Raw genomic sequence first — 13,384 nt, 5'->3', positions numbered from 1 at the left:
GTGCGCGGGAACCGGGGCGTGTGTCGGCCCGGGCGGGTCCGTGTGCGGGTGGCAAAAGGATTCGACGGCCGTCGGCTGAAACAGGTGGACTGGATCCATGACGACATTTCAGGAAGCACTGCTCCCGGGCACCCGGCGTGCCCTGCTGCACCGGATCGCCGTGGCGCAGACCGAAGGACGAGCCCCGTCGCTGGTCGCCGCCGTCGTACGGGACGGACAGGCGGTGTGGCACGGCGCCCGGACCTCGGTGGACGGGCATGCGCCGGACGAGACCGTGCAATACCGGATCGGGTCCATCACCAAGACCTTCACCGCGGTCCTGGTGATGCGGCTGCGCGACGAGGGGCTGCTCGATCTCGGTAACCCGCTGGAGAAGCACCTGCCGGGCACCGGCGCCGGCGAGGCGACGATCGCCGAACTGCTGGCCCACACCGCCGGGCTGGCCGCCGAGTCCCCCGCACCCTGGTGGGAGCGGACCCCCGGCTCGCTGCGGCCGGAGCTGAGCGATGTGCTCGGGGAGCAGCCCCTGCTGCATCCCGTGGGCCGGCGCCACCACTACTCCAACCCCGGCTACACCGTGCTCGGTGCCCTGGTGGAGGCGCTGCGCGGTGCTCCCTGGGAGGAGGTGCTGCGCGACGAGATCCTGGAGCCGCTCGGCCTGCACCGGACCGGCGTACGGCCGGAGACTCCGTACGCCGGCGGCTGGGCCGTGCACCCGTGGGCCGACGCGATGCTGCCCGAACCGGTGGAGGATCTGGGCCGGATGGCACCGGCCGGCCAGCTCTGGTCGACCACCGGGGACCTGGCGCGGTTCGCCGTGCTCCTGGCCCGGGGGGACGACCGGGTCCTGAGCGCGGAGTCGGTGCGGGAGATGCGTACCCCGGCGGCACCGGCCGAGGCCGCCGACGTGATGGACGGGGCCGGCTACGGGCTGGGGATGCAGGTGCAGCGCCAGGACGGCCGGCTGTTCGTCGGGCACTCCGGCTCGCTGCCCGGTTTCCTGGCGAACCTCACCATCAGCGTCGAGGACGACGTGGCAGCGGTGGTGCTGGCCAACTGCACCAGCGGGCCCCTGCTGGGTGCCGTGGGGGCCGACCTCGTCCGGATCGTGGCCGAGGCGGAGCCCCGTATCCCCGAGCCGTGGCGGCCGCTTCCCGAGGTCGATCCGGCGGTGCTGGAGCTGGTGGGGCAGTGGTACTGGGGGACCTACGCCTTCGGTCTGCGCGCGGACGCCGACGGGCTTCTCGCGTTGGCACCGCTGACCGGCGGCGGTCGCAGGGCCCGCTTCCGCTCGAACGGTGACGGCACCTGGACGGGGCTGGAGGGCTACTACGCCGGGGAACTGCTCCGGCCGGAACGGCGCCCGGACGGTTCCCTGAGCCACCTCGACCTCGGCTCGTTCGTGTTCACCCGGCAGCCGTACGATCCCGAGGCCCCGGTACCCGGTGGCGTGGATCCCGAGGGGTGGCGAGGCATCCGCTGACCCGCGCCTGCTCCGGACGGGTGTGTTTCACGTGGAACACACCCCCGGCCCCTTCGGCCGGCGGTCAGAGCCGCAGCTTGAAGCCCTCGTGGGAGGCCGTGAAGCCCAGCCGCTCGTAGAAGCGGTGGGCGTCGGTGCGCGACTTGTCGGACGTCAGCTGCACCAGCCGGCAGTCGAGCTGCCGTGAGGTCTCGACCGCCCACTCGATCAGTCGCGTGCCCAGCCCGCTGCCCCGTTCGTCGCTGTGGATGCGTACGGCCTCGATGAGCGCGCGGGTGGCGCCCTTCTGCGAGAGCCCGGGGACGATCGTGAGTTGCAGGGTGCCGATCACCCGGCCCGCGCGCACGGCGACGACGAGATGCTGGTTCGGGTCGGCGGCGAGGCGGTCCAGCGCGGTCCGGTATGGCGTCAGGTCGCCGGGGGACTCGCGCTGGGCGCCGAGCGGGTCGTCGGCGAGCATCGCGACGATCGCCGGGAGGTCGTCCGCGGTCGCGGCGCGTATGTCGAGGTCTTCCATGCGCGCACCCTATGCGGCCACGTTCAGTGACTCCACCACCCGCACCAGCGGCGCCAGTTCGGGGTTCTCCGCGGCGTCGTCCAGGGCCTCGCGCAGAGCGGCGTCGTTCGTGGGCCGTGCCTCCTCCAGCAGACGCAGACCGGCCTCGGTGACATTGGTGTAGATGCCCCGGCGGTCGGTGGGGCACAGGTAGCGCTCCAGCAGACCCCGGTCCTCCAGCCGGGTCACCAGGCGGGTGGTGGCGCTCTGGCTGAGCACCACCGCGTCGGCGACCTGCTTCATCTGCAGGTGTCCGCCCTCGCCGTCGTGCTGCCTGCTGAGCACGTCCAGCAGGGAGTACTCGCGCACGCTCAGATCGTGCCTGCCCTGCAGGGCGCGCTCGATGTGCGCCTCGATCCTTCCGTGCAGCGCAGAAAGGGCGCACCAGCCCTGGGCGAGGGCGGTGAGCGCGGGGTCCGTCGCTGTCATTGGCGTTCTCCTCCATGCCGGAGCGGCTGCGTCCCGGAGCGGCTGCATCCCAAGGGTAGAGCACACCCGCAATAGACGCTGCTTGCACGTAGCCCGCGTCTGCAACTATTGTGAACGAACGCAAAGCGCTCCTGCAACCGTTTGGGAAGGTGTACCCCCCATGCCTCTCGCGCTTCTCGCCCTCGCGATCGGGGCCTTCGGAATCGGCACGACCGAGTTCGTGATCATGGGGCTCCTGCCCCAGGTCGCAGGCGACTTCGGGGTCTCCATCCCCACGGCTGGCCTGCTCGTGACCGGATACGCGCTCGGCGTGGTCATCGGCGCACCGCTGATGACCGTGCTCGGCACCAAGATCCCCCGCAAGCGGATGCTGATGCTGCTGATGGGCCTCTTCATCGCCGGGAACCTGCTCTCCGCCGTGGCCCCGGTCTTCGCCGTGATGCTGATCGGACGGGTGGTCGCCTCACTCGCCCACGGAGCCTTCTTCGGCATCGGCTCGGTCGTCGCGGCGGAGCTGGTGGCACCGCACAAGAAGGCCGGCGCCATCGCCATGATGTTCACCGGCCTGACCGTCGCCAACGTCGTCGGCGTCCCGCTGGGCACGCTCATCGGGCAGAGCATCGGCTGGCGCGTCACCTTCGCCCTCGTCGCCGCCCTCGGCGTCGTCGGCCTCGCCGGCATCGCCAAGCTCGTACCGGAGCTGCCGCGCCCGGAAGGCGTACACCTGCGCCACGAACTGGCCGCCTTCAAGAACGCCCAGGTCCTGCTCGCCATGGCGATGACCGTCCTCGGCTTCGGCGGCGTCTTCGCGGCCATCACCTACATCGCGCCGATGATGACCCACATCGCCGGCTTCGCCGACAGCTCGGTCACCTGGCTGCTGGTCCTGTTCGGACTCGGCATGGTCGCCGGCAACCTCATCGGCGGCAAGTTCGCCGACCGCGCCCTGATGCCGATGCTGTACGTCTCCCTGGGCGCCCTGGCCGTCGTCCTGGCCCTCTTCACGCTCACCGCCCACAACAAGATCGCCGCCGCGGTGACCATCGCGCTGATCGGCGCCCTCGGCTTCGCCACCGTGCCGCCGCTGCAGAAGCGCGTCCTCGACCAGGCGCACGGCGCCCCGACACTCGCGTCGGCCGTGAACATCGGCGCCTTCAACCTGGGCAACGCCCTGTCCGCCTGGCTCGGCGGCATCGTGATCTCGGCGGGCCTCGGCTACACGGCGCCCAACTGGGTCGGCGCCGCACTCGCCGCCGCCGCTCTGGTCCTCGCCTTCCTCTCCGCCGCACTGGAGCGCCGCGACCGGGCACGGGGCGCCGTGACGGCCCCCGGCACGCCGGCCGGGCAGCCGGCGCCCGCCCACCACTGAGCCGTCCGCACCCCGGACGCCAGGCCCCCGCACCCCAAGACACCCGTACCGGGCACTGCCCCGGTACGGCGAGAACCCCCCGCAAGCACCACCAAGGAGACATCCCCATGAGCACCACCGCCGTCGCCCCGCTCACCACCGAGGACGCCGAGCTGCTCGTCGCCACGGCCCGCCGGGCGGCCGAGGAGGCCGGAGTCACCGTCAGCGTCACCATCCTGGACGCCGGCGGCCACCTGCTCGCCTTCCGCCGCGACGACCGAGCCGTGCTGATCTCGGGCGAGACCAGCACCCGCAAGGCCTACACGGCCCTCCAGCTCGATGCGCCCACCGCCGATCTGGTCGACGCCGTCCAGCCCGGCGGCCTGTTCCACACGCTGCCCACGGCCCTCGACCGGCCCCTGCTGTTCATCGCGGGCGGTGTCCCCCTCCACCGGGACGGCCGGCTGATCGGCGCGATCGGTGTCGGTGGCGGCGCGCCGGAGCAGGACCACGGCTTCGCCACCGCCGCCGTGCGGGCGCTCGTCTGAGCCCGTCCGACCGCGGACCCCACGACGCCGGTCCCGCCGCTTCCCGCGGCGGGACCGGCGTCGGCCGTACCGGCGCTCAGCCCGCGGCGACCGTCAGCGGTGCGAACCGCCGGGTCCAGTCCCCCGGCAGATCGGGCATGCCGTAGGCCATCACCGAGTTGAAGGCCACCGAGCCCAGTCCCCGCTCCTTCGCCCAGGCCAGCAGCTCCTCGTGCCGTACGTCGATGTCGGTGCGCAGGGAGCGCTCCGTACGGGCCGCCAGCGAGGCGATGAGGGCCTTGGCGGTCTCCGTGTCCCGGGCGATCAGCGGGCCGACCACATGGGTGTCCATGTTGGGCCATGCCGCCGTGAAGCCGGTCAGCCTGCCGCCCTCCTCGGCCACCCGCAACTGGTCGGCGAAGACGGGCAAGCGGGTGATGAGGGGCGTGCGGTCCGTGCCGAACACCTCCTCGTCGAGGCGCAGGATCGCCGGGAGGTCCTCCGCGGTGGCGGCGCGCGTGACGACCTCGGGTTCCGGCCCGCCGGGGACGAAGCGGCCCCTCAGCATCTCCGCGCGGCCCACCACCGTGAAGCCGAGCTCCTCGTAGAGAGGGCGGCCGTACGGTGTGGCGTGGAGGGTGAGGGGGGTGGTCCCCATGCTCGTCACGATGTGCCGCATCAGGCGGCGTCCGACACCCCGCCGGGCATGCCGCTCGGCCACCAGGACCATGCCCAGGGCAGCGAGATCCGGTCGCCCCCACGCGCCGTACTCGGTGACCACGCAGGCGGCGACGAGTCCGCCCTCGGGGTCGTCGATACCGAATCCTTTCCCGGCGGTGAGGAGAAAGCCCCACTTGTGTTCCTCACGGGGCCACCCCCGGTCCTCGGACAGGTCGGCACACGCGGCCAGATCGCGCAGGGTCAGGCGACGGATGGGCAGAGTGGTGAGGGAAGGAGTCGGCACGCAGGTCAGGCTGTCCGACCGACACCCTCGCCGTCCACCCGTTTCGGCGCGGACGCACGTGCTTTTGGCCAATTCGTGCCCCTGCGGCCGTCTCCGGCGGACGGTCGCGCTGTTTCACGTGGAACAGCGTCGGCACGACAGCCGGTCGGCGGGCGCTGGGTGCGGTGGACGGTTCCGGCTCACCCGAGATCGGGGGCGTGCATGGCGCGCACCCCCTCGATGTTCCCGTCCAGGTAGTGACGCAGGGACAAAGGGACGAGGTGGACGGAGGCGATGCCGACGCGGGTGAAGGGGACGCGGACGATCTCGTACTCACCGGCCGGCTCGTCCACTTCGGGGCCGTGACGCAAGGCCGGGTCCATGGACTCCAGTCGGCAGACGAAGAAGTGCTGCACCTTCACTCCGGTCGCGCCACCGTCGTCGCCGATGTGCTCCACGGTGTCCACGAAACACGGCACCACATCGGCGATCTTCGCGCCGAGTTCCTCGTGCACCTCGCGGTGCAGGGCGTCGACGACGGTCGAGTCCTCGGGCTCGACCCCGCCTCCGGGCGTGACCCAGTAGGGGTCCACCCCAGGCTTGGTGCGTTTGATCAGGATCAGGTCGTCACCGTCCAGAAGGACGGCACGGGCGGTGCGCTTGACCACAGGTCGGACGGTCATGGGAGAAATGTGGCCCGGCTGGTTCCACGTGAAACATCGCAAAGCGCCACCGCGTGACCGCCGTGCGTGCCCTCTTCGGGGACGGTGTCAGCACCAGGCCGTGGCGGTCCGCCGGAGCCAATCGTGGGCGCGCGCGACATGAGGCATGGCGAGCGTGCCGGTGCGCACCACCAGGAAATACGTGCGCAGCGGCGGGACCGGCGGGTCGAGCAGGGCGACGACCCGGCCGCGGTCCAGCGCGGTCGCGCAGAGGTAGCGGGGCAGCACGGCGAGTCCGGCCCCGGCGGTCGCGCAGGCGAGCGCGGCCCTCAGGTCGGGGACGATGACCGTGCCCGCGGCGGCCGGACGGCAGTCGAAGACGGAGGCCCAGTAACGCGTGACGAACGGCAGCGTCTCGTGCACTTCGACGACGGGCAGATCCTCCAGGGCCTGCGCGCCCTTGAGCCGCAGGGCCTCGGCGCCGACCCGCTCCGCCCAGCGCGGAGACGCCACCAGTACGTGCTCCTCGTCGCAGAGCGGAGTCGCGGAGAGCAGGCCCCCGCGTGGCCGGGCCGTGCTGATGGCCAGATCGTGGTGGCCGCTGGCCAGTCCGTCCAGCACCTCCTCGGCGGTGCCGAACGACGCGCGCAGTGCCAGGCCCTGGCCGGCGTCGCAGGCCAGCTCCGTGAGGGCGGGCAGGGCGCGCTCGGCGGTGAACTCGGGCGGACCGGCCAGGTGCAGCGTCCGCGGCGAGGACGCGTCGTCCAGGCCACACTCCGCTATCTCCACCAGGGCGTCGAGATGCGGCGCGGCCCGGTGGGCGAGCTCGTCGCCGATCGTCGTCGGCGTCACCCCGCGCGCCTGACGGAGGAACAGGGGCCTGCCCAGCTGACGTTCCAGCGTGCGTATCTGCGAGGTGACGGCCGGCTGGGAGAGGCCCAGCAGTGCCGCGGCCCGGGTGAAGGAACCAGCCCTGTGCACGGTGACGAAGGTCCGCAGCAAGGCCAGGTCCATGGCGTGTCCTCCTCCGTTCCTGCCCTTCCGGCAGCAGGCAGGCACTCACCATAAATATGTCGATAGGCCCCTGTCGCTACTGTGATTGGACACTGACACAGAGTCAACTAGCCTGGTTCGCACGGGCTTTCCCCTGTGAAAGCCGCAGGCGGTCCGAGCCACGAGGGGGGCGGCTCGGACCGTCCTGACCACGTCGGCGGGCGGACGCGCGGCGTCTACTCGGCGGACTCGTCCAGGGCACGCAGGACGTCCGCCACCAGGTCCTCGGGGTCCTCCGCGCCGACGGACATACGGACGAACCCTTCCGGCACGTCGTCCCCGCCCCAGCGGCGACGGCGTTCAGCAGTGGACCGCACCCCGCCGAAGCTCGTCGCGTCCTCGACCAGGCGCAGAGCCGCGAGGAAGCGCTCGGCGCGCTTGCGTGTGGGCAGCGTGAACGAGACGACACAGCCGTAACGCCGCATCTGCCGGGCCGCGATCGCGTGCGAGGGGTCGTCGGGCAGACCCGGATAGCGCAGGCCGGAGACCTCGGGACGGTGCCGCAGCGCCTCCGCGACGGTGCGGGCGGTGGCGTTCTGCCGGTCCACGCGCAGCTGGAGCGTGGCGATGGACCGGTGGGCGAGCCATGCCTCCATGGGCCCGGAGATCGCCCCGACGATCTTCCGCCAGCGGCGTACGGCGGCCATCGCCTCCGCGTCCCGGCCGCTGACGTAGCCCAGCAGGACGTCACCGTGGCCCGTGAGCTGCTTGGTGCCGCTGGCCACGGAGAAGTCGGCGCCCAGCTCCAGCGGGCGCTGCCCGAGCGGGGTGGCGAGGGTGTTGTCGACGGCCACCAGGGCGCCACGCGCGTGTGCAGCCTCGGTCAGCCGCCGGATGTCGCACACGTCGAGGCCGGGGTTCGACGGGGTCTCCAGCCACAGCAGCCGCGCTCCGTCGAGCAGTTCCAGCTGGGCGTCGCCGCCGGTCGGTGCGGTGCGCACCTCGATGCCGTAGGCCTCCAGCTGGGCGCCGGCCATCGGCAGCACCTGGTAACCGTCGGAGGGCAGCACGACCGCGTCGCCGGCGCGTAGCTGCGAGAACAGCACGGAGGAGATCGCCGCCATGCCGGAGGCGAACACCAGCGTCTCCACGTCCTCCCGCCCGGGAGCCTCCAGCTCGCCGATGGCCCGCTCCAGCAGCGTCCAGGTCGGGTTGTCGTCCCGGCCGTACAGGTAGGGCCCCGTCACCTCACCGGGCAGGTGGAAGTGGGCGGCGAAGACCGGCCCGGGCAGCGTCGGCTCGTGCTTGACCGGCTCGGGCAGCCCCGCCCGTACCGCGCGCGTGCCGTCGCCGGTACGGCCCTCTTCCCTGGTGCCCTCGCTCATGCGGCCCGTCCTTCCAGTTCCTCGCGTACGGCGGCGAGCAGACCCGTGCTCGCCGCCTCCACCATCTCAAGGCACTCCTCGAAGCCGTCCCGCCCCCCGTAGTAGGGGTCGGGCACGTCGAGGCCCTCACCGGCGGCGGGGTCGTAGGAGGAGAGCAGACGGATCTTGCGCGCGTCCTCCTCGGTGGGCGCCAGCCGCCGCAGAGCCTCCAGGTGGCCGGTGTCCAGGGCTATCACCAGGTCGAGCCGGTCGAACCACGACGGCTGGAACCGGCGCGCGGTGTGCCCGGCGCCGTAGCCGTGTTCCTCCAGGACCGAGACGGTGCGCGGGTCGGCCGGCTCCCCCTCGTGCCAGCCGCCGGTGCCCGCGCTGTCGACCGCCACCAGGTCCTCCAGCCCGGTCTCCGCCACACGCGCCCGGAAGACCGATTCGGCCATCGGAGAGCGGCAGATGTTGCCGGTGCACACGAAGCAGACGCGGTAGGTCACGGCGGGCTCAGTCCTCGTCCGGCAGGACGACGTGCAGCGCCCAGGAGACCACGGAGACGATCAGACCGCCGAGGACGGCCGTCCAGAAGCCCTGCACGTGGAAGCTCAGGTCGAGCTTGCCGCACACCCAGGAGGTCAGCAGCAGCATCAGCGCGTTCACCACGAGGGTGATCAGGCCCAGGGTCAGGATGAACAGCGGGAAGGTGAGCACCTTCACCACCGGCTTGACCAGCCAGTTAACCAAGCCGAAGATCAATGCGACGACGATCAGCGTGCCGGCCTTCTTGGCGGTGTTGTCACCCGTCAGAGTGATCTTGTCGAGAAGCCACACGGCGATCGCCAGGGCCCCCGCGTTGGCGATCGTCTTGACTACGAAATTCTTCATGTGTCTGATCGTGGCAGACCGCGCGGGCGGGTACCGGGCGGGCGGCGAGCGGTGCGACGGCGAGCAGGGCAACGGCGAGCGGTGAGGCGAGGAAGGCAGCGGTGATGAAGGCATTCCGGCTGGACGAACTGGAGGCGGAGCGCGCCGCCAACGACGGGGCGTACCTGCAGTTCCTGCGCGAGCGGAACATGTCGGTCGGCCTGTACGCCCTGGACGCGGGGGAGCACGATCCGCAGAAGCCGCACCACCAGGACGAGGTGTACCTCGTGGTCAGCGGCCGGGCCTCGCTCACGGTCGGCCTGGAGACGACCCAGGTGGCGCGGGGCAGCGTCGTGTACGTGCCCGCCGGGGTCGCCCACAAGTTCCACCACATCAGCGAGGACCTCAGGGTGCTCGTCGTGTTCTCTCCGCCGGAGGCGTGAGCCGGGACCCCGGGGTTCCCTAGGGGACGGGTCAGGGGAGGACAAGGGACGCCGGGCCCCCGCGCGGGCCGTCCACGGCCCTAGCATCGAGTGCGAACACCGACAACGCACGAGACGCAAAGGACAGGGCGATGCGAGAGATCTTCGCGGGACTTCCGTGGTGGGTGAAGTGGGTCGCGGTGCCGGTCATCGCCCTGGTCGTGTTCGGCAGCCTGATAGCGACCGTGGTCGGGTTCGTGATCGGCCTGTTGTTCAAGGCGCTCGTCTTCGTCGCCCTGGTCGGCGGAGTGATCTGGGTCGTGCGCAAGTTCATGGGGAGCTCGGCGTCGCGCAGCGACTGGTGAGGCTGTCGGGGAACCGGTGCTCGATGCGGGCGGTGTCGGTTCCCTCGGGGGAGGGAAGTTTTCCCCGGAGCCGTCTGCGCGCGGTGGCAGACGATTAGAGTCCGGAACCTCCCACGGTGTTCCGGCCCGTGGGCGACGCATCCCCCTCCGTGCTCTTCCCCCGCACGGGCTCCCTCCTCGCCCCTCGGGAGTGACCCCCCTTGGCCACGGTCGACACCGCACCGGCACACCTCTCCGTCCCGACCGCACCCCGCTCCTCCGCTCCCCCCGCACAGCGGCCGGCTCCCGTGCCGGTCCCCGCCCAGGCGCACGGCCACCCGGCGGACATCCCCGGACCCGCGCACCCCGCAAAAGGCCCGGGGCCGCAGCCCTCCGCGGGCCGGCAGACGACGAGGGCCGCCGCCTCCGCCCCGCCCGCCTCGACACTCATCGGCTCCGTCCAGCGCGCCATGCGACTGCTGGAGACGGTCGCCGCGCACCCCTACGGCGCCCCCGCCAAGCAGCTCGCCCGGGAGACCGGCCTCGCGCTGCCCACGGCGTACCACCTGCTGCGCACCCTGGTGCACGAGGGCTATCTGCGCCGCGAGAGGGGGCTGTTCTTCCTCGGGGAGGCGGCGGAGAACCTCGGCCGCAGCGGAGCCCGGCAGAAACGTCGCAGCACCGTGGCGGACATGCTCGCGCACTGGCGCGATTCCATCGGCGCTCCGGTGTACTACGCGATGTACCGGGACGGCGAGATCGAGGTCATGTGCGTCTCCGACTCGTTGCAGGCACCCGCCGTCCAGGAGTGGGCGGACTTCCGCGAGACCGGCCACGCGCACGCGATCGGCCAGTGCCTGCTCTCCCAGCTCGACGAGGGCGCTCGGTACGACCACCTCGCCCGGTATCCCGCACGGTCCCTCACGCCCTACACGGTGCGCGACGACGACGCCCTGCTGCGCAGGCTGGCCCGGGTGCGCCGGATGGAGCCGGTGGTGGAGCGCCAGGAGTACGCGGTCGGCACGGTCTGCGCGGCCCTCCCGATCACGGCCGGCACCACCGCGGCCACCCTGGCCATCTCGCTCCCCGCCGACCGGGCCGACCGTCTGCTGCCAGCGGTCCGCCGGCTGCAGGGGGAGATCGGGCGCCATATCGGCTCGCTAATCCTCTCTATCAGTATCTGAAAACTTACTCCTTGTGATCTGTCGAGTACGTTCAGCAAGATTTGACCACGGTAGAGGGATTGATCCCGGCCAGTCGATGTCATATGACGGGGTAGGCGATGCGCGAGTCCGTACAGGCAGAAGTCATGATGAGCTTCCTCGTGTCCGAGGAGCTCTCTTTTCGTATTCCGGTGGAGTTGCGCTACGAGACCCGTGATCCCTATGCCGTGCGGCTCACCTTCCACCTGCCCGGTGACGCGCCCGTGACCTGGGCGTTCGGTCGCGAGCTGCTGATCGACGGGGTCGGCCGCCCGTGCGGCGAGGGGGACGTGCGGATCGGCCCAGCGGACTGCGAGGTGCTGGGCGATGTGCTGATCAGACTCCAGGTCGGCGGTGACCACGCCCTGTTCCGTTCCTCGGCGCCTCCGCTCGTGGCCTTCCTCGACCGCACGGACAAGCTGGTGCCGCTCGGCCAGGAGGGTGCGCTCGCCGACTTCGACGCTCACCTCGACGAGGCCCTCGACCGCATCCTGGCCGAGGAGCAGAGCGCCGGCTGAAGCCTCGCGGCACGGCCGCCGGGCGCTCGGCGATGCTCCGTCGGGCGGATGCAGGAACGCTTCTTCAGCGGGCCGCGCCCCGCAGGGATCACCGCTTCCGGCGCCGGCCCCGGCCGCCCCGCGCGGGTGCGGGCCAGGTACCGGAGGGCGCCGCCGCACCCGCGCCGGACCGGTCGGCCGAGACGACCAGCGCGGCCAGCGCCGTGGTCACCGGCACCGAGGCGACCAGACCGATCGAGCCGACCAGCGTGCGCACGATCTCCTCGGCCACCAGCTCGCTGTTGGCGACGGTCCCGACGCCGCTCTGCGCGATCGAGAACAGCAGCAGCAGCGGCAGCGCGGCACCGGCATAGGCGAGCACCAGGGTGTTGACCACGGACGCGATGTGGTCCCGGCCGATGCGGATCCCCGCCCGGTACAGCGCGCGCCGGCCCATCGACGGGTTGGCCTCGTGCAGCTCCCAGACGGCCGACGTCTGCGTCACCGTCACGTCGTCCAGGACGCCCAGCGAACCGATGATGACCCCGGCCAGCAGCAGACCGCTCATGTCGATCGACGGGTACAGGCCGTGGATCAGGCCGGTGTTGTCGTCCGTGTTGCCGGTCAGGGCGGCCCAGCCGATGAACAGCGAGCCCAGCACGCCGATCAGGAGGAGGGAGACCAGCGTGCCGAGCACCGCCACCGAGGTCCGGGCCGACAGGCCGTGGCACAGGTACAGGGCGATCAGCATGATGGCGCTCGCCCCGACCACGGCCACCAGCAGTGGGTTCGCCCCCTCCAGGATCGCCGGCAGGATGAACAGCGTCAGCACCAGGAAACTGACGGCCAGGGCGACCAGCGCCATGACCCCGCGCAGCCGGCCCACGAGGACGACGGCCACCGCGAAGATCCCCGCGAGCAGCGTCATCGGCAGCTTCCGGTTCACATCGGTCACCGAGTACTGGAGTTCCTTCGGGGCCGAGGGCTCGTAGGCGACCACGACCTCCTCGCCCTGGTGCAGTTGGCGCGTCTGGTCCGGCTGCACGATCTCGGTGAACGTCCGGCCCTCGTCCTTGCCGGTGTCGACCCGGATGGTCGCCTTCTTGCAGGAGGCGTCGGCCTGTCGCCGCGGCGAGGCGCCCTCGGCCGTCGCGGCGCCGCCGGTCGGGGGCACACCGGAGGCGTTCACCGACGCGCAACTGACCTCGACGACCCGGGTGACCGTGGCCTGCTGGGTCTGCCGGTCGAGGCCGACGCCGGTGCGCTGGTGGGACGGGGCGTGTCCCGGCCAGAGCACGACGAGGCCCACCAGCACAACCGCGGTGAAGGGAACCAGGATCGCGGCGATGACCTTGCGCAGATGACGGGAGACGGGCGCGGCCGGACCGTGGCTGTGACTGTGGCCGTGGGAGCCGTGGCTCTGCGGGTGCGAGTGCGAGTGCGGGCGCGTGTGCCCGGGGCGGGCGTCACCGCCGTCCTCAGGGGCTCCGGAGCGGTGCCCGGTGCCCTGGTCCGAGCCGTCCGAGTGCTGCGGTTCGGGCGGCCGCTGGGGGTACTGCTCCATCCTGGTCACCGCCCGATCATCCCAAGAACGCGCGGAGGCCCACTGTTCAGCGCGCCACACATGGCGCTAGCGTGGAGGCACCTTTGCACACGCGGGAGCTCGGAGCACCGGGCTGAGAGGGCGCTGACCTCCGTAGACGCGATGTTTCACGTGGAACGAACGCTGTTCCACAGGAAA

At 71.6% G+C, this 13,384-nt stretch carries 16 protein-coding genes; 7 read left to right on the top strand and 9 right to left on the bottom strand.

Annotation, left to right across the window (positions count from 1 at the left end):
* Nucleotides 1-97 precede the first annotated feature (97 nt).
* Entirely contained in the window at nucleotides 98-1,483 is a 1,386-nt protein-coding gene (locus tag ACZ4K2_RS16140; protein ID WP_467468507.1) for a serine hydrolase domain-containing protein, read from the top strand.
* 64 nt (nucleotides 1,484-1,547) lie between these two features.
* Here ACZ4K2_RS16140 and ACZ4K2_RS16135 read toward each other — a convergent pair whose 3' ends face one another.
* Nucleotides 1,548-2,000 (bottom strand): GNAT family N-acetyltransferase, encoded by a 453-nt coding sequence (locus ACZ4K2_RS16135; protein WP_467468509.1) that lies wholly within the window; start codon nucleotides 1,998-2,000, stop codon nucleotides 1,548-1,550.
* A gap of 9 nt (nucleotides 2,001-2,009) precedes the next feature.
* Nucleotides 2,010-2,468, bottom strand: coding sequence for a MarR family winged helix-turn-helix transcriptional regulator (locus ACZ4K2_RS16130; RefSeq protein ID WP_467468511.1), 459 nt, complete (start codon nucleotides 2,466-2,468; stop codon nucleotides 2,010-2,012).
* 160 nt (nucleotides 2,469-2,628) lie between these two features.
* Between ACZ4K2_RS16130 and ACZ4K2_RS16125 the strand changes: the two genes are divergently transcribed.
* On the top strand, nucleotides 2,629-3,837 hold the full coding sequence (locus tag ACZ4K2_RS16125; RefSeq protein WP_467468513.1) for an MFS transporter: 1,209 nt from the start codon (nucleotides 2,629-2,631) through the stop codon (nucleotides 3,835-3,837).
* Between the two features lie 107 nt (nucleotides 3,838-3,944).
* Complete coding sequence (locus ACZ4K2_RS16120) at nucleotides 3,945-4,364, top strand: GlcG/HbpS family heme-binding protein (protein ID WP_467468515.1); 420 nt, start codon at nucleotides 3,945-3,947, stop codon at nucleotides 4,362-4,364.
* A 76-nt stretch (nucleotides 4,365-4,440) separates the two neighbouring features.
* Here the strand turns inward: ACZ4K2_RS16120 and ACZ4K2_RS16115 are convergent, their stop codons facing one another.
* From ACZ4K2_RS16115 to ACZ4K2_RS16090, 6 genes are all read right to left on the bottom strand, one after another.
* Nucleotides 4,441-5,307, bottom strand: a complete 867-nt coding sequence (locus tag ACZ4K2_RS16115; protein ID WP_467468517.1) for a GNAT family N-acetyltransferase — start codon at nucleotides 5,305-5,307, stop codon at nucleotides 4,441-4,443.
* Between the two features lie 179 nt (nucleotides 5,308-5,486).
* On the bottom strand, nucleotides 5,487-5,969 hold the full coding sequence (locus ACZ4K2_RS16110) for an NUDIX domain-containing protein (protein WP_467468519.1): 483 nt from the start codon (nucleotides 5,967-5,969) through the stop codon (nucleotides 5,487-5,489).
* An 87-nt stretch (nucleotides 5,970-6,056) separates the two neighbouring features.
* Nucleotides 6,057-6,962 carry a LysR family transcriptional regulator gene (locus tag ACZ4K2_RS16105; protein WP_467468520.1) on the bottom strand — a complete coding sequence of 302 codons (906 nt, stop codon included), beginning with the start codon at nucleotides 6,960-6,962 and terminating at the stop codon, nucleotides 6,057-6,059.
* A gap of 215 nt (nucleotides 6,963-7,177) precedes the next feature.
* Nucleotides 7,178-8,326, bottom strand: coding sequence for a cystathionine gamma-lyase (locus ACZ4K2_RS16100; RefSeq protein WP_467468521.1), 1,149 nt, complete (start codon nucleotides 8,324-8,326; stop codon nucleotides 7,178-7,180).
* A complete protein-coding gene (locus ACZ4K2_RS16095) occupies nucleotides 8,323-8,814 on the bottom strand; it encodes a low molecular weight protein-tyrosine-phosphatase (protein ID WP_467468523.1) in 492 nt (163 codons plus the stop codon). Before ACZ4K2_RS16095 ends, ACZ4K2_RS16100 begins: the two co-directional genes overlap by 4 nt.
* 7 nt (nucleotides 8,815-8,821) lie before the next feature.
* Nucleotides 8,822-9,199: a phage holin family protein gene (locus tag ACZ4K2_RS16090; protein WP_467468525.1), complete on the bottom strand. Its 378-nt coding sequence runs from the start codon at nucleotides 9,197-9,199 to the stop codon at nucleotides 8,822-8,824.
* Between the two features lie 104 nt (nucleotides 9,200-9,303).
* Between ACZ4K2_RS16090 and ACZ4K2_RS16085 the strand changes: the two genes are divergently transcribed.
* From ACZ4K2_RS16085 to ACZ4K2_RS16070, 4 genes are all read left to right on the top strand, one after another.
* A complete protein-coding gene (locus tag ACZ4K2_RS16085) occupies nucleotides 9,304-9,621 on the top strand; it encodes a cupin domain-containing protein (protein WP_467468828.1) in 318 nt (105 codons plus the stop codon).
* A gap of 131 nt (nucleotides 9,622-9,752) precedes the next feature.
* Entirely contained in the window at nucleotides 9,753-9,965 is a 213-nt protein-coding gene (locus ACZ4K2_RS16080) for a DUF5326 family protein (RefSeq protein WP_467468527.1), read from the top strand.
* A 428-nt stretch (nucleotides 9,966-10,393) separates the two neighbouring features.
* The gene (locus ACZ4K2_RS16075; RefSeq protein ID WP_467468830.1) at nucleotides 10,394-11,128 is read left to right on the top strand and encodes an IclR family transcriptional regulator; all 735 of its coding nucleotides are present in this window, start codon (nucleotides 10,394-10,396) and stop codon (nucleotides 11,126-11,128) included.
* Nucleotides 11,129-11,226: 98 nt separating this feature from the next.
* Nucleotides 11,227-11,664: an SsgA family sporulation/cell division regulator gene (locus ACZ4K2_RS16070; RefSeq protein ID WP_467468529.1), complete on the top strand. Its 438-nt coding sequence runs from the start codon at nucleotides 11,227-11,229 to the stop codon at nucleotides 11,662-11,664.
* Nucleotides 11,665-11,752: 88 nt separating this feature from the next.
* On the opposite strand, the gene ACZ4K2_RS16065 is transcribed toward ACZ4K2_RS16070, so the two are convergent.
* Nucleotides 11,753-13,207, bottom strand: coding sequence for a YibE/F family protein (locus ACZ4K2_RS16065; protein ID WP_467468832.1), 1,455 nt, complete (start codon nucleotides 13,205-13,207; stop codon nucleotides 11,753-11,755).
* Nucleotides 13,208-13,384: the final 177 nt, after the last annotated feature.

The sequence above is a fragment of the Streptomyces sp. NPDC025833 genome, assembly GCF_055558055.1.
This window is presented reverse-complemented; position numbering and strand designations above follow the sequence as displayed.

Bases quoted from the DNA above. Each gene is read 5' to 3' on its own strand.
- ACZ4K2_RS16130 (WP_467468511.1), bottom strand. From the start codon at position 2,468: ATGACAGCGACGGACCCCGCGCTCACCGCCCTCGCCCAGGGCTGGTGC.
- ACZ4K2_RS16100 (WP_467468521.1), bottom strand. From the start codon at position 8,326: ATGAGCGAGGGCACCAGGGAAGAGGGCCGTACCGGCGACGGCACGCGC.
- ACZ4K2_RS16125 (WP_467468513.1), top strand. From the start codon at position 2,629: ATGCCTCTCGCGCTTCTCGCCCTCGCGATCGGGGCCTTCGGAATCGGC.
- ACZ4K2_RS16085 (WP_467468828.1), top strand. From the start codon at position 9,304: ATGAAGGCATTCCGGCTGGACGAACTGGAGGCGGAGCGCGCCGCCAAC.
- ACZ4K2_RS16140 (WP_467468507.1), top strand. From the start codon at position 98: ATGACGACATTTCAGGAAGCACTGCTCCCGGGCACCCGGCGTGCCCTG.
- ACZ4K2_RS16070 (WP_467468529.1), top strand. From the start codon at position 11,227: ATGCGCGAGTCCGTACAGGCAGAAGTCATGATGAGCTTCCTCGTGTCC.
- ACZ4K2_RS16120 (WP_467468515.1), top strand. From the start codon at position 3,945: ATGAGCACCACCGCCGTCGCCCCGCTCACCACCGAGGACGCCGAGCTG.
- ACZ4K2_RS16090 (WP_467468525.1), bottom strand. From the start codon at position 9,199: ATGAAGAATTTCGTAGTCAAGACGATCGCCAACGCGGGGGCCCTGGCG.
- ACZ4K2_RS16080 (WP_467468527.1), top strand. From the start codon at position 9,753: ATGCGAGAGATCTTCGCGGGACTTCCGTGGTGGGTGAAGTGGGTCGCG.
- ACZ4K2_RS16105 (WP_467468520.1), bottom strand. From the start codon at position 6,962: ATGGACCTGGCCTTGCTGCGGACCTTCGTCACCGTGCACAGGGCTGGT.
- ACZ4K2_RS16065 (WP_467468832.1), bottom strand. From the start codon at position 13,207: ATGGAGCAGTACCCCCAGCGGCCGCCCGAACCGCAGCACTCGGACGGC.
- ACZ4K2_RS16135 (WP_467468509.1), bottom strand. From the start codon at position 2,000: ATGGAAGACCTCGACATACGCGCCGCGACCGCGGACGACCTCCCGGCG.
- ACZ4K2_RS16110 (WP_467468519.1), bottom strand. From the start codon at position 5,969: ATGACCGTCCGACCTGTGGTCAAGCGCACCGCCCGTGCCGTCCTTCTG.